This window comes from Janthinobacterium sp. GW456P (genome assembly GCF_002127655.1).
Lineage (GTDB): Bacteria > Pseudomonadota > Gammaproteobacteria > Burkholderiales > Burkholderiaceae_D > Janthinobacterium.
On the sequence record NZ_NEHB01000002.1, the window covers coordinates 31,064 to 53,002 of the forward strand.

Sequence of the window (21,939 nt, forward strand, 5' to 3'; positions counted from 1 at the left end):
CTTCCCGGATCGCAATACTGTGATTTTATCGTAAAAATTCCCCATTTCGTCAAAAACCGAGCAAACGCTTGCATTGAAATAAAGCCGTTGCCCAAAGCGGTTTTGGTACGCTTAAGTACATTCCAGCCTTGACAGCGTGCAAACGCTTGCATACCATGGCTCGGACTTACCACTTGGGCCTGGTTGCCCCTTCCAGAATTCCTATGTCTACTTCCCACAGCAAGCACGCCGAACAGAACGGCGAAACCTTCAACCTGAAAGAAGCCGCCCTCGCCTATCACGCGGAACCCCGCGCCGGCAAGATTTCCGTTACGCCAACCAAACCGCTGGGCGACGCCCGCGCCCTGACCCTGGCGTACTCGCCGGGTGTGGCCTTCGCCTGCGAAGCCATCGTGGAAGATCCGCGCACGGCCGGCACCTACACGTCGCGCAGCAACCTGGTGGCCGTGATCACCAACGGCACGGCCGTGCTGGGCCTGGGCGATATCGGCCCGCTGGCCAGCAAACCGGTGATGGAAGGCAAGGCTTGCCTGTTCAAGCAGTTCGCCGATGTCGATGTGTTCGACATCGAGCTGGCCGAGAACGATCCCGACCTGTTCATCGACACCGTGGTGCGCATGGAGCCGACCTTCGGCGGCATCAACCTGGAAGACATCAAGGCGCCCGACTGCTTCTATATCGAGCAGCAATTGCGCAAGCGCATGAACATTCCCGTCTTCCACGACGACCAGCATGGCACGGCCATCATCGTCGCGGCCGGCATCCTGAACGGCCTGGAACTGGTGGGCAAGGATATCGGCAACGTGAAAGTGGCCGTCTCGGGCGCCGGCGCGGCCTCGATCGCCTGCCTGGACTTGCTCGTCTCGCTGGGCCTGAACAAGTCGCTGCTGAAAGTGTGCGACAGCCAGGGCGTGATCTACCCGGGCCGCGATGCCAACATGGAAGAGAACAAGGCGCGCTACGCGAACGATACGAGCGACCGCGACCTGGCCGACGCCATGGTCGGCGCCGACATCTTCATCGGCGTCTCGAAGGGCGGCGTGGTCAGCGCACAGATGGTCGAATCGATGGCCGCCAAGCCGTTGATCTTCGCCCTGGCCAATCCGCATCCGGAAATCGCCCCTGAAAAGGTCCACGCCGTGCGCGACGACGCCATCGTCGCCACGGGCCGCTCGGATTACCCGAACCAGATCAACAACGTGCTGTGCTTCCCGTACATCTTCCGCGGCGCGCTCGACGTGGGCGCCACCACCATCAATGAAGAGATGAAATTGGCCTGCGTGCGCGCCATCGCCGCGCTGGCCAAGGAGCCGTTGCCGGGCCACGAGAGCAGCGCCCTGACGCCGTTGCAACTGATCCCGTCGCCGTTCGACGAGCGTCTGCGCAGCTGGGTCGCGCCTGCCGTGTCGCAAGCGGCCATCGCCACCGGCGTGGCGACGCGCGTGCCAACGCTGGCCTGATCGGCACAAGAAAGATTCGCCGGCCTTAATAAAATTACAGTAAGTTACCATTGCTTACAAAAAAACCATGGGTCAAAACCATGGTTTTTTCGTTTATACCCTTGGGTTTGGCTAATTACTTTCCAGGCAGCAACTTTTGCGTCGGCGTTTTTGTATGAACCTTCGATTACAATGACGCCTGCTTTATGTTGCTACAGTTGCCATAATGGCGACGACGTGCGTTACCAAGGATATTCATGCTCGGCTTGACCTCTGTTTGTGTTTTTCTCTTTTCGGCATTGGCGTTGGCTGTCACCAGCGGATATTCCCTTGGCGCGCTGGTTCTTCTGCTGGCCAGCAGCTGGTTGCTATGGAAACGTCCCCGCCTGAACCTGCAACGCCAGGATTATCTACTGCTGGGCACGCTGTTGCTGTATTTCTGTGTTTTCACGGCCAATATGCTGTACCACGCGGATCCGGCCCGTGAACTCGACATCCCCCTGCGCGCGCTGCTGGCGGCGCCCGTCATGCTGCTGTTGATCGCCTATCCGCCCCGTGCGGCCGCATGGTGGGGCGGCTTGGCTGTCGGCGCCATTGGCGGTGCCGCTCTTGCATCCTGGCAACTGCTCATGCTTGACATGCCCCGTCCTCAGGCCGCCACCAGCAATGCCATCCATTATGGCAACGTGAGCATACTGCTGGGGATGTTATGCCTCTGCGGTCTGGGCTGGGCGCGGGCCAGCAGCTATCGCCTGGTATGGATCAGCTTGTTACTGGCCGGTGGCGTGGCGGGCATCCTCGGTTCCATCATCAGTGGCAGCCGTGGCGGCTGGTTGGCCTTGCCCGTCTGCGGCTGCGTGTTTTCCTTCTATTACTCGAAGGGCCGCAGCACTTACTACCTGGGCGCTCTGATGAGCGCACTTGTCGCCGTGTCCATATCTGCCTACATGCTGCCCGACTCCCCCGTACCGCAACGCGTCAAGGCCGCGGTAGAGGACATCAAAGAATTCAAAGACAACGATAATGCGACGACGTCCATCGGCCAACGCATGGAAATGTGGCGTACCGCATGGGCTCTTTCCGATGAGCATATCTGGCTTGGCATGGGCCGCAGCGGCTACCTTGCCGCCAAGCAAAAGCTTGCGGAGGGGGGCAAAATGGACGCCAGCATCAAAGACTACACCAACGCCCATAATGATTACCTCGATGCACTCGTCAAACGCGGTATCGTCGGCGTATTGGCCTTATTGGCGCTCTTCCTCGTGCCGTTGGCGCTGTTTGTGCGAGCACTGCGTCACGGCTCTGGCAGCGCCAGGCCGTTCGCGCTGGCCGGCGTGGTGCTATGCACCTGCTACATGATTTTTGGCCTGACGACGAGCTCGCTAACCCTGAATATCGGCATCATCATGCTGGTCTTCCCGATGGTGATATTGTGGGCCCTGTTGCGCCAGCAAGAGCGCACCGCTTGAGCTCGTTTTTCGCCTGACCGTTTTGCTGTCCCCTGCAAGGAACCATACCGATGCTCACGCCTGACCTGAAGCGCCTGACCGCGCTGCACGCGCCCTATAAGAAACACCTGGCCCTAGCCCTGCTGGCGATGGTCGTCACGGCGGGCACGGAACCGCTGCTGCCGTATGCGCTCAAGCTACTGCTCGACAATGGTTTTGGCGGCAAAGTGCGTTTTTCCTACTGGCTGGTGCCGCTGATCGTCATCGGCATCTTTGCCATCCGCGGCGCGTCGACGTTTGCCAGCAGCTACCTGATGAGCTATGTCTCCACGCGCATCCTCAACGAATTGCGGCGCAGGATGTTTGCCAGCATGCTGAACTTGCCCATCGACTTCTACAACACGCACACTGTGGGCAAGGTCATCAACTCCATCATGTTCGAAGTACAGCAGATCATCGAGATGGTGACCAAGGTGTTTACCTCGATCGTGCGCTCCTCGCTGACCGTGCTGGGCTTGCTGGCGTGGCTGCTGTACCTGAACTGGGCACTGACCCTGGTGACCCTGGTGCTGCTGCCCGTGCTGACCATCGTCGTACGCACCACGGGCAAGCGCCTGAAAAAACTCAACCGCGACTCGCTGGCCGTCAATGCCGAGCTGACCCAGGTCATCGAAGAAACCACGCGCGCGCAACAAGTGATCAAGATCTTCGGCGGCCAGGCCTACGAGAAAGCGCGCTTCGAAGAGCGCGCCGAACAATTGCGCCGCTACAGCATGCGCATGACCACGACCTTTTCCGCCACCGTGCCCATCACGCAGGTGATCACGGCCGCTGCCGTAGCCCTGGTCATCGTGATGGCCCTGTTCCAGTCGGAGCAGGGGCAGATCACGGTCGGCGGCTTTGTATCCTTCATCACGGCCATGCTGATGCTGCTGACGCCCTTGAAGCAACTGGCCGAAGTCAACGGTCCCCTGCAGCGCGGCATGGCCGCCGCCGAGGAAGTCTTTTTGCTGATCGACAAGACGCCGGAACGCACGGGCGGCAAGCCGCTGGCCGGCCGCAGCGAAGGCCGCATCGAGTTCAAGGACGTGAGCTTTGCCTACCCCGGACATCCGGAACCGGCCCTGCGACACATCGACCTGAACATCGCGCCAGGACAAACGGTCGCCTTTGTCGGCATGTCCGGCGGCGGCAAATCGACGCTGGTCAGTCTGCTGCCCGGCTTTTACTCGGCCAGCAGTGGTGAAATCTTGCTCGATGGACAGAATATCGATGCCATCGCCTTGACCAGCCTGCGCAGCCAGATCGCCATGGTCAGCCAGCAGGTGGTGCTGTTCGACGATACCCTGGCCGCCAATATCGCGTATGGCGATGCGGCCCCGGACCGGCAGCGCATTGAGGCGGCCGCCGCGGCAGCCTTCCTGTCGGACGTCATCGACGGCTTGCCCGACGGCCTGGAAACGCGCCTGGGCGACAATGGCTCGCGCCTGTCCGGCGGCCAGCGCCAGCGCGTGGCCATTGCCCGCGCCATTTACAAGGATGCGCCCATCCTGATCCTCGATGAAGCCACCTCGGCACTGGACACGGAGGCGGAACGGGCCGTGCAAGCGGCACTGGAACACCTGATGCAAGGAAAAACCACCTTAGTTATTGCTCATCGACTATCAACAATTGAACGTGCGGACCGTATCGTGGTATTGTCACACGGGAAAATAATGGAAACCGGCAGTCACCAGCAATTATTGGACGCCAACGGCGCCTATGCCAATCTGCATCGCCTGCAATTTTCCCAGCAAGTGCTATGACACCACCGAATGAATACCTGAAATCGTACTGATACATGACGCCTTTGATTCCCGCCGAACTGCTACAAAAGTCGGACAAAATTCTGTTCATCGCCCATCTGGCGCTGGGAGACTTCACCTATCTGCAAAACGGCTTCCGCGCCTTTGCCGCGGCCTACCCGCATATCCAGATCCACCTGTGGGTCGACGAAGTCCGACGCACGTCCGACGCCAAACAATGGGAAAGCTTGCGCACCTATTCGCTGTACGACTGGGTGGAACAGTCGGGCCTGTTCGCCAAGGTGTACCGCAAGACTTACAGCCCCGCGCTGTACGAAGAGTCGCTGCGCGAAGCCAAGGCGGAGCACTATCCTGTCGTCGTGTCGCTGGCCCATGTACGGCCACAGCAATATGCGGACCTTGCCCGCGCGATCAGCCCGCACGGGCTGGTGATCGGCACGCGCAAGCCGTTCAGCCCGCTACGCCCCTGGCATTACCTGGCCTACCGCAAGATCGATGCCGTGCTGGCCTCGTATGCGGGACAGGATGCCGGCGAACACCATATCAGCAGCGTGTATGCGGACTGGTTCCATCAATTGACGGGACTCGACATTCCCGTGGCCGAACGCTATCCCTTCGTGCACATTCCCGAGCACGCATTGCGGCAGGCGCAGGAGCAGCTGGCCGCCTGGGGCTTTGCCCCGCGCCAGGGTCCGCTCGTGCTATTGAACCCGTTTGCCAAGTCGCACAAACGCGGCTGGCCCCTCGAGCGTATTGCCGATCTGATCACGCGCATGCAAGCGATGCCGAAATGGCAGCATGCGTGCTTCCTGATCAATGCCATGCCGCAGGAACTGGCCAAGGTGGATGCCGTCGTGCAGGCGCACAACTTGCCGCGTACGCAGGCCTTCAGTGCCGTCGACAACTTTTTCCAACTGCCGGCCATGCTGGCGCAATGCGACCTGATTATTTCAGTGGAAACATCGATCATGCATCTGGCGAACGCCGTGCATGTGCCCGTAGTGGCATTGATGCGCAAGAAGAATCCCGAATGGGCCCCCTTCGACAGCGCCAACAGCACCGTCATCACGGTGGCGCGGCGCAGCGACTGGGTCAAGGCGATTTCAAGCGATCATGTATTGAAGGCCATCGCCTAGAGAACTCTCCCCTCGGCTAGCCGGTGCCCAGCATGCTGATGCGCACCAGGTCGGCCACATTATCGACGCCCAGCTTGTCCATCAGGCGCGCCTTGTGCACTTCCACCGTGCGTACGGAAATACCGAGCGCCGGCGCGATATCGCGGTTGTGCTGGCCCGTCACCACCAGATGCATCACTTCGCGCTCGCGCGGCGTCAAGGCGCGCAGCAAGGCGAGCCCTTCCACCTGGCGCTGCAACTGGCCGCGCGCATGCGCCTCGCGTGAAAACGCTTCATCGATGGCGGCCAGCAGCTTGTCGTGGTCAAATGGTTTTTCCAGGAAATCGCTGGCCTGCGCCTTGAATGCCTGGCGTGCCAAGGCCACGTCGCCGTGCCCCGTGATGATGATGATGGGCAGCATGCATTTGAGCGCCAGCAAGCGGCGCTGCAGGCTCAGGCCATCCATGCCCGACATGCGGATATCGATCAGCAGACAGCCGGCCCACTCGGGCCGCCAGCTGTGCAGGAAATCCTCGCCGCAGGAAAACAGCGCCGTGCGGTAGCCGCGTATGCCCAACAGCAAACCCAGCGCATCGCGCACGGCGGGATCGTCGTCCACGATAAACACCGTCAAATTACTTGTCACCATACTCTCCCTTGGCGCCCGCACTGGCGTGCGCCAGGGGCAGGATAAAACGAAACATACCATGCTTGCCCACTTCGGCCCATAGCTGGCCGCCATGCGCTTCGACGATGCTGCGGCTGAGTACCAGCCCCAGCCCCAGGCCGCTGGCCTTGGTCGAGACGAACGGCTCGAACAGGCGCGCGGCCAGGCTGTTGGAAATACCGGGCCCGCTGTCTTCCACGGACAGGCGCAGCCGCCCGCCCTCGAGCGGCTCGGCCGACACCGTGATGCGGCGCTGGCCGCGCGGCTGTCCCATCACCGCATCCTGTGCATTGGCCAGCAAGTTACGCAATACCAGTTCGATTTGCAGGCGGTCCGCATTGACGGCCAGCGGCGACGGCGGCGCCAGCACCAGCTCGATGCCATGCTCATGGAACAGCGGCGTGAACTGGCGCGCCAGGCCCTCGATCAGGGCGCTCGCCTGCACCGCCTCGAGCTGCATCGCGCCGGTGCGGAAAAAGTCGCGCAGGCGGCGCACCACGTCCGCGGCGCGTCCCGATTCAACGATCATGTGCCCGATGGCGCTTTGCAGCAAGGCGCCGCTCTCGCCCCGTTCCAGCAGGTATTCGCACGCCTTGCCATAGGTCGACAAGGCCGTCAGCGGCTGGTTCAGCTCGTGCGCCAGGGCGGCCGCCATTTCGCCGGCGGCCGCCAGGCGCATCGTGTGCTTCAGTTCGTCGGCCACCTGCCGCATTTCATCGACGACGATGCCGATAAAAAAACCCACCAGCGCCAGCACGGCGTCGAGCAGTTGCAATTCATAAAACTGGATATCGACGGCATGCGTCCATTTCACTAGGGTAATGATGCATAACTGCAATACAAACACGGCCAGCACGGCGCCATGCAAGCCCTGGCGCGAGGCGGCCCAGATCACGGGGAGAAACAAAAAATAGAAATGCTTGTATTCGGAACGCACGATGGAACCGAAGACGCTCCACAGCACGAAGCAGGCCAGGGCCAGGTACGCCAGGGTTTCCCAGCGCCAGACGGCGGCATGCAGGCGCTCACGCCCGCGTTCGCTGAACAGCACCCAGATCAGCGGCATCGACACCAGCATGCCGACCGTGTCGCCGATGCCGAAACGCCACACTGCCGTGCCCCATTCGCCGGCCGGTATGCGTCCCGTGAGCGACAGCAAGGAAATATAGCCGAGCGCATTGAGCGTGGTGCCCAGCAGCACGATGAGGACCCAGGCGCTCAGGCGGCGCCGGTTGTCGAAGATGTCGCTGCTGCTGAAACTGCGGCGCAAGACGGCGCCGATACCGCCATAGCCGAGCACCAGCCATGCCGAACAGAGCAAGGTCAGGGGCAAGCCTGCCGGCATGCCGCGCACCAGCACCTCGCCGGCCACCAGAGCGACGAACCAGGGCAGCGCCGCCTTGCGGCCGTGGATCAGCCAAAATACCAGGCCCAGCGCGGGATCCGGATTCCACGGGGTGATGTTCAGCCCATACATCGGGTCGATATAGGTCGCCCAGTCAAACAGCAGGTACAGGCCGACGAAGGCGGGATACGGCAGGTAGCGGGACAGGAATGGGCGCATAACGGTGTTTTTTAACTGTCCTGCATTATGCCTCCCAAGCGTGCGCCACGCCATGCCATCTTGCGTTATAGGCACATGAGATAATCTTCATGCAATATCGCAAGGCGCGCCAGCGCGGTCAGGCTGCGGCCAGCGGCAAGCGTACCTCCACCAGCAAGCCCAGGCCGCCGTTACCGCTGTGCAATTGAATCGTGCCGCCATGCTGGCGCACGACGGAAGCGACGATGGACAAGCCCAGGCCGCTGCCTGGCTGCGCCTGCTGCGGCGCGCGGAAAAAGCGGTCGAACACGCGGTCATACAGTGCCGGGGCGATGCCCGGTCCCTGATCGGCCACATGCAACACGGCCTGGCCCCGCTCCGCATGCAGCGACACCGTCACGCTGCTGCCGCGCGGGCTGTACTTGATGGCGTTTTCCACCAGGTTGTCGATCAGCGACACCAGACTCTCGCGCTGGCCAGGCACACTGAGCGAGACGCTGGCTTGCAATTCGAGTTCAATATCGCCCGCCTGGGCCAGGCCGGACAGGGCTGCCAGGCGGTCTTGCAGCAAGGCATCGAGCGCTTGCCGCCGCGGCAGCTCGCCCGCGCCCGCCTGCACTTCACTGCGCGTCAGCTGCAGCAGCTGGCCCACCAGGCGCGCGGCGCGGTTGCCGCTGTTCAGGATGCCATCCAGCAGTTCCTTCTGGCGCGCATCATGCGTCTGGCCCTGCAAGGCCTCGACATTCACGCGCATGGCCGCCAGCGGCGTGCGCAGCTCATGCGTGGCATCGGTGATGAAGCTGCGCTCGCGCGCGGCACTGGCATCGACGCGCTGCAGCAAGGCATTGATATTGTCGACCAGCGCCGCCAGCTCGCCGTGCGGTGGCTTGAAGGCCAGCGGACGCAAGTCCTGCGGGCCGCGCGCCGCCACCTCCTGCGCCACCTTGCGCCACGGGCGCATGGCCAGGCGGATCGACAGCCAGGCCGGCAACAGCAGGAAAGGCAAACTGATCAGTAGCGGCAGCAAATAATAACCGTGTGAATTGATGGTGACGAAAAATTGCCATGGCCCGCCCGCCTCCAGCACGGTGACGCGCGTGGCGCCCTCGGCCAGGCTGTGGCTGCGCCAGGGCTGGCCCTTGACGTACACCACCTCCATCTGCACGGGACCGGCGCTGCGGATGCCGCTGGGCGCATCGTGCGACTTGTAGACCAGCTGGCCTTCGCGCCAGACCAGGATGCGCGGCGCCAGTTCCGTCAGCTGGCCCGTTTCAAACTCTTCGCGCAAAGCCTCGTCGATCGCATGCAGGCTTTGCTGCTGACGCTGCGGCTGGTCGGCCAGGTTGTCGGCCACGCTGATGATGGCGCGCAGCACGCCGCGGCTCACATTGCTCGCTTCGCCCGTGCCCTCGACCAGCACGTAGGCGACCGCCAGGCTCCACAATACGGTCAGCATCAGCATTTGCGCCATCATCAGGCGGCGCACCAGCGTGGGGCGCCACAACATCTGCCAGAAACGCCACATCATGCGCCGCTGCCTGGCGGAGTGGATGTCTCGCTCTGCTGATCGATGACATAGCCGACGCCACGCACGGTACGGATATAGCCATCGCCTATCTTGCGGCGCAGGTTGCCCATATGCACATCCAAGGTATTGCTGGCATTCGCCAGCCCGCCTGGCAGGATATGTTCCTCCAGCACGCGGCGCGTGATGACCCGGTTGGCGCGCATCAGCAAGGTCTTCAGCAGGGCATATTCACTGGCAGTGAGCTCCACGGGCCGGCCATGCACGCTGACGCGGCGCGTGGGCACCTGCAGCAGCAGGCCGCGCAACTCGATGGTGTCGCCGTCGAAGCCATAGCTGCGGCGCGCCAGGGCGCGCACGCGCGACAGCAATTCGGCCAGCACAAACGGTTTCACCAGGTAGTCGTCGGCGCCGCCATCGAGGCCCCGCAAGCGTTGTTCCAGCGTGTCGCGGGCGCTGAGGATCAGCACCGGCAAGCGGGCCGCGCGCAGCCGGGCCAGCAAATCGAGGCCATCGCCATCGGGCAAGCCCAGGTCCAGCAGCACCAGTTCGCAACTGTCGTGCTCGATGCTGCGCGCCGCATCCTCCAGGCTGCGCACCCAGACCACTTGCATGCCCTGGTCGCGCAAGGCGATCCGCACGCCGTTGCCCAGGTCCATATCATCTTCAATCAGCAATATCTTCATGGTGAGTATTAAACCACCGCAAGCTGAAGAAAGGGTAAAGAAGCGCTCTTCATGCAATCTTAATAAAAGGCTCATTTTTCCTTCATGGCAAGGACAGATACTACCGGCAGTCAATCGAGCCACTCCGGACTCGGTTCTCCACCTGACGGAAAACTCCATGCACGCATCTACAACCTTGTTGACCTCGCTGGCACTGGCCTGTGGCCTGAGTCTGAATCCCCTGGCTGCCGCGGCGGCCGAACCGGCGGCGGAAAATGTCTTCACCATCGGCGGCGGCGTCGCCGCCGTGTCCAGCTACTCCGGCGCCGACAAGCTGTCGGCCTCGCCGCTGATCATCCTCGACTACGCCATGGCCAACGGCCTGTTCTTCAGCACGTCGCGCGGCATCGGCTATGGCGGCCAGGCAGGCCCCTTCAGCTACAGCGCCGCACTGGGCTACCGCGGCAACCGCGAAGACCACAAGCGCAACGGCGCCAACGGCTGGGGCGGCAGCGATTACCTGAAGGGCATGGGCGAAGTCAAGGGCAACGCCAGCGCCCTGCTCAGCGCGGAGTATTCGCCCTTGCCGGGCCTGTCGTTGAGCGTGTCGAGCGATATTCCCCTGTCGAATCGCGAAAATGGCGCGAATGTGCATTTTGGCGTGACGGGCCAGGTCTACGGCAGGTCCGATGCCAAGGGTATGCAGCAAGACAGCGTGACCATCGGTGGCCAGCTGGGCTGGGGCGAGCGCAAGTACGTGCAAACCATGTATGGCGTGACGGCCACCCAGGCCGCGAATACCTCGTTCAAGCAGTACACGCCGAAAGGTGGTTTCTATGAAGCGCAGGCCACCGTCAACTGGGAGCACCGCATCGATGCGCGCTGGGGCGTCAACACGCTGGTCGGCGTCGAGAGCCGCCTGGGCGACGCGGCCAAGAGCCCCATCGTGCAGCGCAAGACCTCCCCGGTCGGCGCCGTGTATGTCACCTACCGCTATTAAAAACACGCGAACATAAGGGAAACCCGTACGCTGTTTCGCCAATTTACACGGGGTGGCGGCATGGATAAGATGAGCCGGTTTTTCCCACCACGGCCTTCCCTTCCATGCATGCATCGCGCCTTGCCCCGCAACGCCACCGCGCCCCCGACAGCGCCGCGGACGCCTGCGGCAAGCCGGGGCAGGATACCTTGCAGCTGCTCTTGCCCGTCAAGCGCGTCAGCGACATCGTCTATGGCGCGCGCTACGCCAGGCGCTTGCAGGAGTGGGGCATCAAAGTCTGCGTCTGCCTGTTGCACGTGACACCGGCGCCGCGACGCTGCGCCGATGGCCTGCCCCGGCACAGCGCCAACGAATGCGATGCCCTTGACCTGGCCACGCAGCACATGATGCACGAGGCGGGACTCTATCTGAGCCGCTCTCATATCGATTTCAGCACCCACATTTTCGCCGGCGAGCTGCTGTTTACGATACTCGATACGGCTGAGCTATTGGGTTGTCACGAAGTGGTCTTGCCCGCGCACAAGCAAGGCGGCTGGCCGCGCCGTTTTTCGGGCGGACTGGCCGGCAAGCTGGCGCGTGGCAGCCGCGGCACCACCATCCTGCTGGCAAACCACGAGGGCGTCAGCAGCCCGGTACCCGTCTGAGCCGAAACGGCTTCGACGTTCCCTCTTTATCATGGACATGCGCACGATGATGCCAACTATTACCCTGTCTGACGGCTTGATGGCGATGCCGAGCGGCATGCGCCGCTGGCGCGAACTGCTCAAGCTGCATCTGCGCGCCCGCGTGCAGCAGCGCCAAACCCGACTATGGCTGCAACTGCTGAACTCGCATCCGGTGTTTCATGATCTGGTACACGCCTATCCGCACATGATCCACAAGGTTTACCGGCCTTACCTGAGCCTGACCTTGAATTGCCACCAGCGCGTGGAATTGCTGGCCGAACACTACCATTTCATCTTGCAGCAAGGCTGGGGCAAGCTGATGGCTCAAGCGGCGCACGGGCCCGTACGCCTGGGCACAGTCGCGGGCAAGTCGGGCGCGTCCTACCACCTGCAACTGTGTTCGCTGCATCCGATGGACCGCGAAGGCGAGATGGTGCTGCAACTGATGGATGACGACGACGTGCTCTACTCGATCGCCTTTTCCTTCTTCGGCAGCCAGTTGCGCGCCACCCTGGGCATGCGCATCGGCTGCCTGCAAGGCCCGAAGGGCGAAGAAAGCGCACACCGCGTGCGCGAGGCAACGCGCGACTTGCACGGCATGCGTCCCAAGACCCTGATGGTGCGCCTGGTGCGCCAGTTGGGGTACGAACATGGCTGCCGCAAGATGCTTCTTGTCGGCAATATCAACCGTGCCGTGCACCACTCCGCCAAGAAAGGCCGTTTGTTCGCCGACTACAATGCTCTATGGCAAGAACTGGGCGCACAGGTGCGCCAGGATGGCGATTTTGAGTTGGCGTGCGAAAACCTGCCCTTGCCGGCGCTGCAAGAAATTCCTTCCAAGAAACGCTCGGAAGCACGCAAGCGCCACGAATTGACGCTGGCCATCATCGCCAGCCTGCGCAGCGGCCTCGACGCCCATCGCAGCCCGCTGCAGGCCGCCACGGCAGGTGCTGCGGCCGCCGCCAGCGAGGTGCGGCAAGCGGCCATGCTCGATGACGACGACTACGCTTCCCTTGTCGCCTGAGCGCCGCTCCACCTGCGGCACACGCTACAACCCGTGCACGGCGCAATCCTGTTACGCTAGCGCTATCGGTACGCATTACGGTGCACCGGTTCCCCCAACGCTTACTAGGAGGCATTCATGCGCGTAGACATCTACCGCCGGGCCGAGCACGACGGCATTTTTTCCTACCTCGCCGTGCCGGAAGGAAAACTCATTCCGGAAGAAGTGACCAATACCGACTGGCAGCTCGAAGTACGCGCCAGCGAAGTGGCCGACGATGCCCAGATCTTGCCCGACTACCATATCGAACAGCCGCACCAGCAGATCGCCGCCAAGGGCTATGCGATCACGGGCCTGAAAGACATGTAAACGTAAAAAAAGCCAAACCAGCATGTCTGCGGTTTGGCTTTGTCGTCTGCGCCGGGCGGTGCCGGTCAGTATTCGACCGCCACCTCCTGCGCGCCCAGCACCTGCTCCAGCGCCGTCTGCAATTCATCCGATGGCGCCACTTTCCACTCATCGCCAAACTGCAGCACGCAGCTGACGCCTTGCGGGCTGACCCGCGCGGCGATCGGCAAGCCCGTCTCGGCCCGGTGCGGCATGATCACGTCGCGGATGCGCTTGGCGTCCAGGGTGGCGGGCAAGGTCAGGCCCAGCTGGCGGCCATACTGCACGCGCGCGGCGATGATGTCGAAGGCGCTCTCGGCCGTGATCCGCAAGCCGCCCGAGAAACGGTCTTCCGACACCTTGCCCACGACGGCGAGGAATTCATCTTCCTTGAAGATTTTCTTGTTGGCCTCAAACAATTCGCCATACACGGTCACTTCCACCGTGCCGCTCTTGTCGTCCAGGGTGACGATGAGGATCTTGCCGCGCTGCGTCATCTGCGTGCGCAAGCCCGTGATGACGCCGGCCATCATGCGCGGCTCGCGCGACGGAGACAGCTCGGATAATTTCGTGCGCGCAAAACGGCGCGCCTCGGGCGCATACGAATCGAACAGGTGGCCGGACAGGTAAAAGCCCAGCGCGATCTTTTCTTCCGTCAGGCGCTGTTTATCGGTCCACACGGGCACCTTGACATACTCGGGCGGCGCCACCATGTCGCTGTCGTCGCCGCCGAACAGGCTCACCTGATTGGCCGCCTTGGCCGCCTGGTCGGCGCACTCCATGGCGAACGCCACGGATGCGAGCAGGATGGCGCGGTCGACCTTCAGGCAGTCGAAGGCACCGCTGCGGATCAGCGACTCGATGGTGCGGCGGTTGATCTGCTTTTTATCCACGCGCTTGCAGAAATCGAACAGGCTCGTAAATGGCCCGCCCGCCTCGCGCGCGGCGATGATGGCTTCGATGGCGTTCTGGCCCGAGCCCTTCACGGCGCCCAGGCCGTAACGGATCTGCGTGACTTTCTTGCCGCTCACGGACGGCGGTGCGCCGCTCGGCGTGAAGCGGTAATCGGATTCGTTGATATCCGGCGGCAACAAGGTCAGCTTGCAGATTTCCAGCGAGTCTTCCACCAGGATCTTGATCTTGTCCGTGTCGTCCATGGCCAGCGACAAGTTGGCGGCCATGAAGGCGGCCGTGTGGTGCGCTTTCAGATAGGCTGTGTGATACGACAGCAAGGCGTAGGCGGCGGCGTGCGATTTGTTGAAACCGTAGCCGGCGAACTTTTCCATCAAGTCGAAGATCTCGTCGGCCTTTTCCGCCGTCAAGCCATCTTTCGCCGCACCGGCGCGGAAGATCTCGCGGTGCTCGGCCATCTCCTCGGCCTTCTTTTTACCCATGGCGCGGCGCAGCATGTCGGCGCCGCCCAGCGAGTAGCCGCCGACGATCTGCGCCATCTGCATCACCTGCTCCTGATACACCATGATGCCGTAGGTTTCGGACAGAATCGATTCCGTGCGCGGATCGGGATAATCGAAACGTTCACCGTGTTTGCGCTTGCAGAAGTCGGGAATCAGGTCCATCGGGCCCGGACGGTACAGCGCCACGAGCGCGATAATGTCTTCGAAACGGTCGGGACGCGCGTCTTTCAGCATGCCCTGCATGCCGCGCGACTCCAGCTGGAACACGGCCACGGTCTTGGCCTTGGTCAGCAAGTCGTACGACGGCTTGTCGTTCAGCGGCAAGGTCGCCAGGTCGAAGTTCGCCTGCGCGGGATCGAGCTGCTTGATGTAGCGCACGGCGCGGTCGAGGATGGTGAGGGTCGTCAGACCCAGGAAGTCGAACTTCACGAGGCCGACGGCCTCCACGTCATCCTTGTCGTACTGCGACACGACGCCCGAGTCGCCGCCCTGCGTGTACAGCGGGCAGAAATCCGTCAGCTTGCCCGGGGCGATCAGCACGCCCCCCGCGTGCATGCCGATATTGCGCGTGATGCCTTCGACCTGCTGCGCCAGGTCCAGCAGCTGCTTGACCTCTTCCTCGTTTTCCAGGCGCTCCTTGAGCAGCGGTTCCTCTTCGATGGCGTCGGCGATCGACACGGGTTTGCCCGGCTTGAACGGGATCAGCTTGGAGATGCCGTCGCAGAAGTTATAGCCGAAGTCCATCACGCGGCCCACGTCGCGGATCGCGCCCTTGGCCGCCATGGTACCGAAGGTGGCGATCTGCGAGACGGCCTCCTTGCCATACAAATCCTTGACGTGCTGGATGACGCGGTCGCGCCCTTCCTGGCAAAAGTCGATATCGAAGTCGGGCATCGAGACGCGTTCGGGATTCAAAAATCGCTCGAACAGCAGGTTGTATTGCAATGGATCGAGGTCGGTAATGAGCAGCGAATACGCCACCAGCGAACCGGCACCCGAACCGCGGCCCGGGCCGACGGGCACGCCGTTTTCCTTGGCCCACTGGATAAACTCCGCCACGATCAGGAAGTAGCCGGGGAATTTCATGTTGCAAATCGTGTCGGTCTCGAACTTCAAACGCGATTCGTAGCGCGGACGCTCCTTTTCGCGGCGCTCGGGATCGGGATACAGCTGGATCAAACGCTTTTCCAGGCCGGCCTGCGATTCGGCCACGAGGAACTGGTCGATCGTCATGCCCGGCGGCGTGGGGAAGTTCGGCAGTTGCGGCTTACCCAGGGTCAAGGTCAGATTGCAGCGCTTGGCGATTTCCACGGAATTGGCCAGCGCGGCCGGGAGGTCGGCGAACAGTTCCTGCATATCCGCCTGCGACAGAAAGCGCTGGCTGTCATTGAAACGTTTCACCCGCTTGGCGTTGGCCAGCATTTCGCCTTCGGCGATACAGGTGCGGGCTTCGTGGGCAATGAATTCCTCAGGGGAAATAAACTGCACGGGATGCGTGGCGACGACAGGCAAGCCCAGCTTGGCCGCCAGCGCCACCGCATGGCGTACCTGCGCTTCCTGGTTGGCCTGGCCGCCGCGCTGAATTTCGATATAGAAATGACCGGGAAAAATCTCGGCCCAGCGCTGCGCGTTGCGTTCAGCCAGGGCCAGGTTGCCATTCTCGATGGCGATACCGACGTCGCCAAAATGCGCGCCCGACAGCACGATCAAGCCATCGGCCGCGCTTTCGCCCGGGTACAGGTCGTAGGTATTCGTCGCCAGCGCCTGCAGCCACTCGATGCGCAGCTCGGCGCGCCCCTTGTACTGGTTCGTCAGCCAGGCCGTCGACAGCAGTTCGCACAGCTGCAGATAGCCCATGCGGTTCTTTGCCAGCAACAGCAGGCGCGACGGCTTTTCGCGGTTGTCGTCATTCGTGATCCACACGTCGACGCCGACGATGGGCTTGATGCCCTTGCCGCGCGCTTCCTTGTAGAACTTGACCATGCCAAACAGGTTCGACAGGTCGGTGACGGCCAGCGCCACCTGCTTGTCCTTGGCCGCCGCCTTAACCACGTCGTCGATGCGCACCAGGCCATCGACGATCGAGTACTCCGAGTGCACGCGCAAGTGGACGAAAGCCGGACCGGGCTGCATCGCTTGTTGTGAACCTGCCGGAGCGCCGGCCTCTTGCATAACCATTTCCATCTGTGTGTACCGTTTCGTGCAAAATTCAATGGGGTCTATTCTACCGCGTCGTGGCCGCGGACCGGGTATCCTGCCTGGCCTGTCGGGCTTATAATATCGGCTGTTCAGTCTACGCCGATCGCCATCATGCAAGCCATCACCCCAGCAACACCCGCCGTTTCCGCCGCCGTCAGCCCGCCCGCCGCCACATTCGTCAATATTGCAGCGTATAAATTCATCACGCTCGCCGATACGGAAGCCATGCGTCCCTTGTATCAGGAGCAATGCCTGGCGCTGGGCCTGAAAGGCACGATCCTGCTGACGCCCGAAGGCATCAACATGTTCCTGTCGGGCACGCGCGAGCATATCGACAGCTTCCTCGCCTGGGTACGCAGCGACGCGCGCCTGGCCGATCTGGAATGGAAGGAAAGCTTGTCGAACGAGCAATCGCACAAGCGCATGCTGGTCAAGCTGAAAAAAGAAATCATCACCATGCGCATGCCGCTGATCAAGCCGGAGCTGGGCCGTGCCCCGTCCGTCGACGCGCACACGCTCAAGCGCTGGTTGGACGCAGGCGTCGACGATGCGGGCAAACCCGTGGTCATGATGGAAACGCGCAACGCCTTTGAAGTGGACGTGGGCACGTTCAACAACACGCTCGATTATCGGATCGACAAGTTTACCGAATTCCCTGCCGTGGCAGCCGCCCACAAGGACGAACTGGAAGGCAAGACCGTCGTCACCTTCTGCACGGGCGGCATCCGCTGCGAAAAGGCCGCCATCCACATGAAGGAAATCGGCTACGACAGCGTGTACCAGCTCGACGGCGGCATCCTGAAATATTTTGAAGAAGTGGGCGGCGAGCACTACACGGGCGACTGCTTCGTGTTCGACTACCGCACGGCCCTGAACCCGAAACTGGAACCGACGGAAACTGTGCAGTGTTTCGTCTGCCGCGCCGTCGTTACGCCGCGTCAGCAATTGGCGCCGGAATATGTGTATGAGGTGTCTTGCCCGCATTGTGTTATGCGGAAATCCATGCTCGAAGAGAACTGACAAAACCTGTCCGGAATCGGAAACAGGTCATGCTTTCAGTGAAATGACGGCGAATCTTGCACGGTTCGCCGTCATTGAAAGCAAGAATGGCTAGACTCCTTCGATTATTTTTTTAAGCGAAGAATTATAGATTGCCGTTCTGTATTTATTTTCCGCAATACTTCTGTTTAATAAAGAAATAGCAAGTAAACCGCTGCCATCATCCAGGATTTCTTCGATTGCCATCTTGATGGAATTGCTGGATTGCGGGGCAATTTGATATCCATTGACTCCGCCAGTGAAAATATCCGGAATACCGCCACGGTCGGTAGTCATCACGACACAGCCTGCAGCATAGGCTTCCAGAATAGAAATCGGCTGCCCCTCAAACAGACTGGTCGGCAAGCAAAAAACATGAGCCGTACTCAAAAGCTCCTTCTTGTCGGCTGCACCGACAATTCCATGATACTTTATTTCGGGAGCTGACGCCTTTTTCAGGAAAGCGTTTTTCTGCTCATCCGATTCAAAGGCACCGGCAAAATCTATCCGGACTCTCTGCCGCTGATCTTGCGTTAATTCCTGGAATGCCCCCAGCAATTCTTCGTATCCCTTGCCATCGATTAAATTACTAAGAAACAGTATTCTCAGCGGTTCTAGTGAGCAAAATTTATGCGCTATCTGTTCCTTGTGCAAGAACACATATTCTTCAGCGAAATTTGGCACGATGAATATTTTCTCAGGTGCAATAATTTCTTTGAATATTTCCACATGGCTGTTACCCAGCACGATCACGGCACCCAGCTTTTTAATGAAAAATCTGTTTATTTTGTATAGCAAAGGGAATCTGTCAAAAATATGCTTTTTCAGGCTTCCGCCATGCAAATGAATAATCATTTTATTCAGATTACCGCTGCAAATCAGATAAATCAGCAAGTCCTTCAAGTTACCCGCAACAGATTCCGAAATGGTCAAATAAATTGCATCGACATTGTTTTTTTTATGCCATACCTTTTTCAATATCTTGAATATTTCCACAATTCGGCCTAAAGAATTGGCACCATGAGTCAATTCCTTCTTGCTCAAGTTAACCACTTCCAACTGATGTTCTTTTTCCAGGCCATCCAGCATGACCTTAACAGCCAAGGAGTGCCCCGTCATAGGAGGCGGCAAGGGGCCGATGAAGAGAATTTTCATAAATCAAACCAATATCAGATTAAATGTGCGGCAATCATGCCGCGAAAGGAAAAAGCAGGGAATCCTGTCACTTATGCCAGAGCAGAAAATTCTTGCAATTTTTCTTTAAAATTCCTGATGGCGGTCTTTTTAGAAAAAATAAGCCAATAGCGTTGACTGCTGATTTCACCCATGGCACTCCAGTCTTGCTGGCGCGCCATCATCTCTTCGAAGGCCAGTTTAATCGAAACATGCTCGTATGGATCAAATAAATAACCGTTGCTACCCTCCTCGACTCCCTCGAAATGATTACCGCATCGATTAGACACGAGCAAGGGAAGCTTCATGCACAAAGCCTCCACCAGGGTCAGCGGACTAGCATCGGAAAAAGAAGGCAACACGAATACATTGGCACTCTGGTACAGCGAGGCCAGCTTTTCGGTACTGCAATGCCCGAGCAGGGAAATATGCGCACCGAGGCTGCGGGAGGCAACAAACTGTTCGATCATGGCCTTATCCGGTCCATCTCCAGCAAGTAAAAACCGGCCTCGCCGAATATTTTCATCGCCCAGCGCTGAAAAGAAATTGACAATACCCTTGACGGTCTCCGTCAACCGGACCGGCAGCAAGAATACCGGGAGCGGATTTTCTTGCCGCGCTGCGACTTCCGCGGCGGTAATCTGAAACTTGTCTTCTTCGATAGTATTAGGCAAAGGAAGATAGGCATGCACTCTTATCTGCCATTTTTCAAATGTCAATTCAGTCATTTTCCCGGAACTGATTTGTGCACCGGTCGACGACTGGTAGACAAATTTTCGGAGAAAGCGTTTGAGTATATTATCGTTCGAGGCGCCGGTGGTAAGATAGTTCGCTTCGGACCAGAAATGCAGCTGCTGCTTGAAAAGACCCAGGCGCTTGAAAAATGCCAGCGCCAGTACATCGATATCGTTCCAGCTTCCGCCTATAATTACTTCAGTATTTTTTTCTTTGAATAATTTATACAGCAGGCGTGGGTTGATATGGAGATGATAACGCCCCATCATTTTATAATAGCCATTGTCGATATAATACGGATGCTTCAGCAAAGATAGATCGACTTGCCAGCTTCGATCGCCTTCTATGCATCGCATGTAATACACCTCAAAATTCAATCCTTGCTCGTAAAGTTCGTTATATAACGCCGTACGATAGGGTGTAGGTATATTGGTAAAGAAAATGTATTTATTCATTGTTCCAGCATCTTTTTCAGTATGCAATTGCAACATTAAAAATCCTGCTTGATGTATTTTTTTTCAACCAAAAACTTGGGGAAAGTGATTTTTTTGAAAATCAAATGCTGGGCAAGGTTGAGCGTCCGGAAAAAAACGAGAACGGCAACATAGGGTAACAGCGACCCCCGGTAGGAATAGCAGCGGGGAACTGACAGGGTTTTGCCTCCAAAGTGCAGCATCTTAAAGTCGAAATCCACATATTTTGGAGGAATGCCGCGCTTTCCAAAAATATAGAGCGCATATTTCAACGCTCCCTGTCGCAAGCCAGGCGACAAGGTCGCAAAGAGCGCCGAATCCAGTTCGCTCAAGGTACGCGGGTAATACGCCACGTCCAGGTGGATATAAAAAGATCCGCCTAGCAGCACGACCGGCTTGCCCCAGTAAGCGGCTTCTACCCCCGTGGTGGAACCGAATACGAAGACTTTTTCACAGCTGTCGATCAAGGCATATGTAGAAACAGAAGAACTGGCGAGGATAACGGTAATGTTATCGAACTCGGAAAATATAGAAGCCAGGCCGGTATGATAATGAAACTTGATATGCTGCAAATTTGGATGAATGCGCAGATAAAAATGAATCGATGGATCCTGCGCTGCCTTGGCTAGCAGGTAGTGAATGCCCTCGATCTGATTCTCGAATAACTTATATTTGTCAAACGATTCGCCAACGCAGAAAAATTCATCTTCCGAAGAGTTGAAAATGACGAAATTTCGCTTATCCGGATCCCAATTTTCGGGCAGCTCATTCTCCTTTTGCCCCGCGGTATACACCGTGTCGGATGCCATCTCGGCCTTGCGCCGACGCTCAAAAAAGCTCTTTGCCACAGTATTCTTGTCTTCTTTTTCGTTCCACTCGCTCCAGTTGTTTTCGATAATTTTCGTTCCATTATCAATATCATGAGGCAAGGCATCGAAAAACTTTACCTTATGCTGTTTTTCCCGATCGGAAGCGAACGTGCATTCCAAGACCACCGTGCTGATGCCCCGAGCCTGGCTAACTTCCATCACCGGCCTGATTCCGCTGAAGCGTCCATTAAAAATGCAAACCTGATCGGGTGAGAAATCCTCAAGCATGCCAATGGTGGCTTCGACCAGACGGGCCGAAGCGCGCAACGCGTCGTCAAAAAACATGCTGTTTTCCTGATTAAATTCAGGTTCCAGATTCCGCGTCATCGACACATAGGAAGACACCACACCCAAGCCGATATTGGCCTCTTGATGGCAGATGGTTTTCACCTCGGCAATCGAGTCGTAATCGAAGCGCAGCGCATCCACCCTCCGCACAGCTTCCGCACTGAGAAATGATGACAGTTTCTTGTGCTTGAAATTCGGATGATCAATTTTACCAACCAGCAAATTCGCAGAAAACATGCACTCCGCGCAGCGGATAGCAGATTGCTCGGCATTCGAATCGCAGGGCTTGATTTCACCGCTACACGTCACAAAAAGAACTTGATTCGAAGGTTCTTGAAGATATTCCATGGCTTCATCCAGCAAAACCGGCATGCTGTTGTTATCCAGGGGATAGGGGCTGTAAATAAGAATATTCATGGTTATTATCTGGTTATTTCTCTGGTGCAATCTTGAAGTTATGACTGCCTATAAGCATAAAAATCAAGGA

Annotated in this window: 16 protein-coding genes and 1 pseudogene; 9 read left to right on the forward strand and 8 right to left on the reverse strand. The window is 59.0% G+C overall.

The window, feature by feature from the left end:
- Nucleotides 1–203 precede the first annotated feature (203 nt).
- The 4 genes and pseudogenes from CBW66_RS02550 to CBW66_RS02565 form a co-directional block, all read left to right on the forward strand.
- A pseudogene (locus tag CBW66_RS02550) lies at nt 204–1,442 on the forward strand (malic enzyme-like NAD(P)-binding protein); the annotation flags it as partial.
- A 254-nt stretch (nt 1,443–1,696) separates the two neighbouring features.
- A complete protein-coding gene (locus tag CBW66_RS02555) occupies nt 1,697–2,908 on the forward strand; it encodes an O-antigen ligase (RefSeq protein ID WP_086138430.1) in 1,212 nt (403 codons plus the stop codon).
- A gap of 50 nt (nt 2,909–2,958) precedes the next feature.
- Nucleotides 2,959–4,692 carry a lipid A export permease/ATP-binding protein MsbA gene (msbA, locus tag CBW66_RS02560; protein ID WP_086138431.1) on the forward strand — a complete coding sequence of 578 codons (1,734 nt, stop codon included), beginning with the start codon at nt 2,959–2,961 and terminating at the stop codon, nt 4,690–4,692.
- Nucleotides 4,693–4,727: 35 nt separating this feature from the next.
- On the forward strand, nt 4,728–5,828 hold the full coding sequence (locus CBW66_RS02565; RefSeq protein ID WP_086138432.1) for a glycosyltransferase family 9 protein: 1,101 nt from the start codon (nt 4,728–4,730) through the stop codon (nt 5,826–5,828).
- A gap of 16 nt (nt 5,829–5,844) precedes the next feature.
- Here CBW66_RS02565 and CBW66_RS02570 read toward each other — a convergent pair whose 3' ends face one another.
- From CBW66_RS02570 to CBW66_RS02585, 4 genes are all read right to left on the reverse strand, one after another.
- A complete protein-coding gene (locus CBW66_RS02570) occupies nt 5,845–6,456 on the reverse strand; it encodes a response regulator transcription factor (protein ID WP_086138433.1) in 612 nt (203 codons plus the stop codon).
- Nucleotides 6,443–8,038: an ATP-binding protein gene (locus CBW66_RS02575; RefSeq protein WP_086138434.1), complete on the reverse strand. Its 1,596-nt coding sequence runs from the start codon at nt 8,036–8,038 to the stop codon at nt 6,443–6,445. The genes CBW66_RS02570 and CBW66_RS02575 overlap by 14 nt, the downstream gene beginning before the upstream one ends.
- A gap of 118 nt (nt 8,039–8,156) precedes the next feature.
- Nucleotides 8,157–9,545: a HAMP domain-containing sensor histidine kinase gene (locus CBW66_RS02580; RefSeq protein WP_086138435.1), complete on the reverse strand. Its 1,389-nt coding sequence runs from the start codon at nt 9,543–9,545 to the stop codon at nt 8,157–8,159.
- Nucleotides 9,542–10,228: a response regulator gene (locus CBW66_RS02585; protein WP_086138436.1), complete on the reverse strand. Its 687-nt coding sequence runs from the start codon at nt 10,226–10,228 to the stop codon at nt 9,542–9,544. The genes CBW66_RS02580 and CBW66_RS02585 overlap by 4 nt, the downstream gene beginning before the upstream one ends.
- A 157-nt stretch (nt 10,229–10,385) precedes the next feature.
- Between CBW66_RS02585 and CBW66_RS02590 the strand changes: the two genes are divergently transcribed.
- From CBW66_RS02590 to CBW66_RS02605, 4 genes are all read left to right on the forward strand, one after another.
- On the forward strand, nt 10,386–11,207 hold the full coding sequence (locus CBW66_RS02590; protein WP_170932958.1) for a MipA/OmpV family protein: 822 nt from the start codon (nt 10,386–10,388) through the stop codon (nt 11,205–11,207).
- Nucleotides 11,208–11,311: 104 nt separating this feature from the next.
- Nucleotides 11,312–11,851 (forward strand): universal stress protein, encoded by a 540-nt coding sequence (locus CBW66_RS02595; protein WP_086138437.1) that lies wholly within the window; start codon nt 11,312–11,314, stop codon nt 11,849–11,851.
- 46 nt (nt 11,852–11,897) lie between these two features.
- On the forward strand, nt 11,898–12,896 hold the full coding sequence (locus tag CBW66_RS02600; RefSeq protein ID WP_170932959.1) for a VirK/YbjX family protein: 999 nt from the start codon (nt 11,898–11,900) through the stop codon (nt 12,894–12,896).
- Between the two features lie 117 nt (nt 12,897–13,013).
- The gene (locus CBW66_RS02605; RefSeq protein ID WP_070224376.1) at nt 13,014–13,244 is read left to right on the forward strand and encodes a DUF6139 family protein; all 231 of its coding nucleotides are present in this window, start codon (nt 13,014–13,016) and stop codon (nt 13,242–13,244) included.
- Nucleotides 13,245–13,309: 65 nt separating this feature from the next.
- Here the strand turns inward: CBW66_RS02605 and dnaE are convergent, their stop codons facing one another.
- A complete protein-coding gene (gene dnaE / locus CBW66_RS02610; protein WP_086138439.1) occupies nt 13,310–16,849 on the reverse strand; it encodes a DNA polymerase III subunit alpha in 3,540 nt (1,179 codons plus the stop codon).
- A gap of 138 nt (nt 16,850–16,987) precedes the next feature.
- Between dnaE and CBW66_RS02615 the strand changes: the two genes are divergently transcribed.
- Nucleotides 16,988–17,896 (forward strand): sulfurtransferase, encoded by a 909-nt coding sequence (locus CBW66_RS02615; protein WP_086138440.1) that lies wholly within the window; start codon nt 16,988–16,990, stop codon nt 17,894–17,896.
- Nucleotides 17,897–17,986: 90 nt separating this feature from the next.
- On the opposite strand, the gene CBW66_RS02620 is transcribed toward CBW66_RS02615, so the two are convergent.
- The 3 genes from CBW66_RS02620 to CBW66_RS02630 all read right to left on the reverse strand — a co-directional run bounded on the left by CBW66_RS02620 (nt 17,987) and on the right by CBW66_RS02630 (nt 21,869).
- On the reverse strand, nt 17,987–19,069 hold the full coding sequence (locus CBW66_RS02620; RefSeq protein WP_086138441.1) for a glycosyltransferase family 4 protein: 1,083 nt from the start codon (nt 19,067–19,069) through the stop codon (nt 17,987–17,989).
- A gap of 71 nt (nt 19,070–19,140) precedes the next feature.
- Nucleotides 19,141–20,313 carry a glycosyltransferase gene (locus tag CBW66_RS02625; RefSeq protein WP_086138442.1) on the reverse strand — a complete coding sequence of 391 codons (1,173 nt, stop codon included), beginning with the start codon at nt 20,311–20,313 and terminating at the stop codon, nt 19,141–19,143.
- Nucleotides 20,313–21,869 (reverse strand): hypothetical protein, encoded by a 1,557-nt coding sequence (locus CBW66_RS02630; RefSeq protein WP_086138443.1) that lies wholly within the window; start codon nt 21,867–21,869, stop codon nt 20,313–20,315. Before CBW66_RS02630 ends, CBW66_RS02625 begins: the two co-directional genes overlap by 1 nt.
- Between the last annotated feature and the right edge of the window lie 70 nt (nt 21,870–21,939).

Excerpts from the sequence above, each read along its gene's own strand:
- CBW66_RS02600 (WP_170932959.1), top strand. The coding sequence starts at position 11,898 with ATGATGCCAACTATTACCCTGTCTGACGGCTTGATGGCGATGCCGAGC.
- CBW66_RS02575 (WP_086138434.1), bottom strand. The coding sequence starts at position 8,038 with ATGCGCCCATTCCTGTCCCGCTACCTGCCGTATCCCGCCTTCGTCGGC.
- CBW66_RS02605 (WP_070224376.1), top strand. The coding sequence starts at position 13,014 with ATGCGCGTAGACATCTACCGCCGGGCCGAGCACGACGGCATTTTTTCC.
- dnaE (WP_086138439.1), bottom strand. The coding sequence starts at position 16,849 with ATGCAAGAGGCCGGCGCTCCGGCAGGTTCACAACAAGCGATGCAGCCC.
- CBW66_RS02585 (WP_086138436.1), bottom strand. The coding sequence starts at position 10,228 with ATGAAGATATTGCTGATTGAAGATGATATGGACCTGGGCAACGGCGTG.
- CBW66_RS02625 (WP_086138442.1), bottom strand. The coding sequence starts at position 20,313 with ATGTTGCAATTGCATACTGAAAAAGATGCTGGAACAATGAATAAATAC.
- CBW66_RS02570 (WP_086138433.1), bottom strand. The coding sequence starts at position 6,456 with ATGGTGACAAGTAATTTGACGGTGTTTATCGTGGACGACGATCCCGCC.
- CBW66_RS02620 (WP_086138441.1), bottom strand. The coding sequence starts at position 19,069 with ATGAAAATTCTCTTCATCGGCCCCTTGCCGCCTCCTATGACGGGGCAC.
- CBW66_RS02580 (WP_086138435.1), bottom strand. The coding sequence starts at position 9,545 with ATGATGTGGCGTTTCTGGCAGATGTTGTGGCGCCCCACGCTGGTGCGC.
- CBW66_RS02555 (WP_086138430.1), top strand. The coding sequence starts at position 1,697 with ATGCTCGGCTTGACCTCTGTTTGTGTTTTTCTCTTTTCGGCATTGGCG.
- msbA (WP_086138431.1), top strand. The coding sequence starts at position 2,959 with ATGCTCACGCCTGACCTGAAGCGCCTGACCGCGCTGCACGCGCCCTAT.
- CBW66_RS02615 (WP_086138440.1), top strand. The coding sequence starts at position 16,988 with ATGCAAGCCATCACCCCAGCAACACCCGCCGTTTCCGCCGCCGTCAGC.
- CBW66_RS02565 (WP_086138432.1), top strand. The coding sequence starts at position 4,728 with ATGACGCCTTTGATTCCCGCCGAACTGCTACAAAAGTCGGACAAAATT.
- CBW66_RS02590 (WP_170932958.1), top strand. The coding sequence starts at position 10,386 with ATGCACGCATCTACAACCTTGTTGACCTCGCTGGCACTGGCCTGTGGC.
- CBW66_RS02595 (WP_086138437.1), top strand. The coding sequence starts at position 11,312 with ATGCATGCATCGCGCCTTGCCCCGCAACGCCACCGCGCCCCCGACAGC.
- CBW66_RS02630 (WP_086138443.1), bottom strand. The coding sequence starts at position 21,869 with ATGAATATTCTTATTTACAGCCCCTATCCCCTGGATAACAACAGCATG.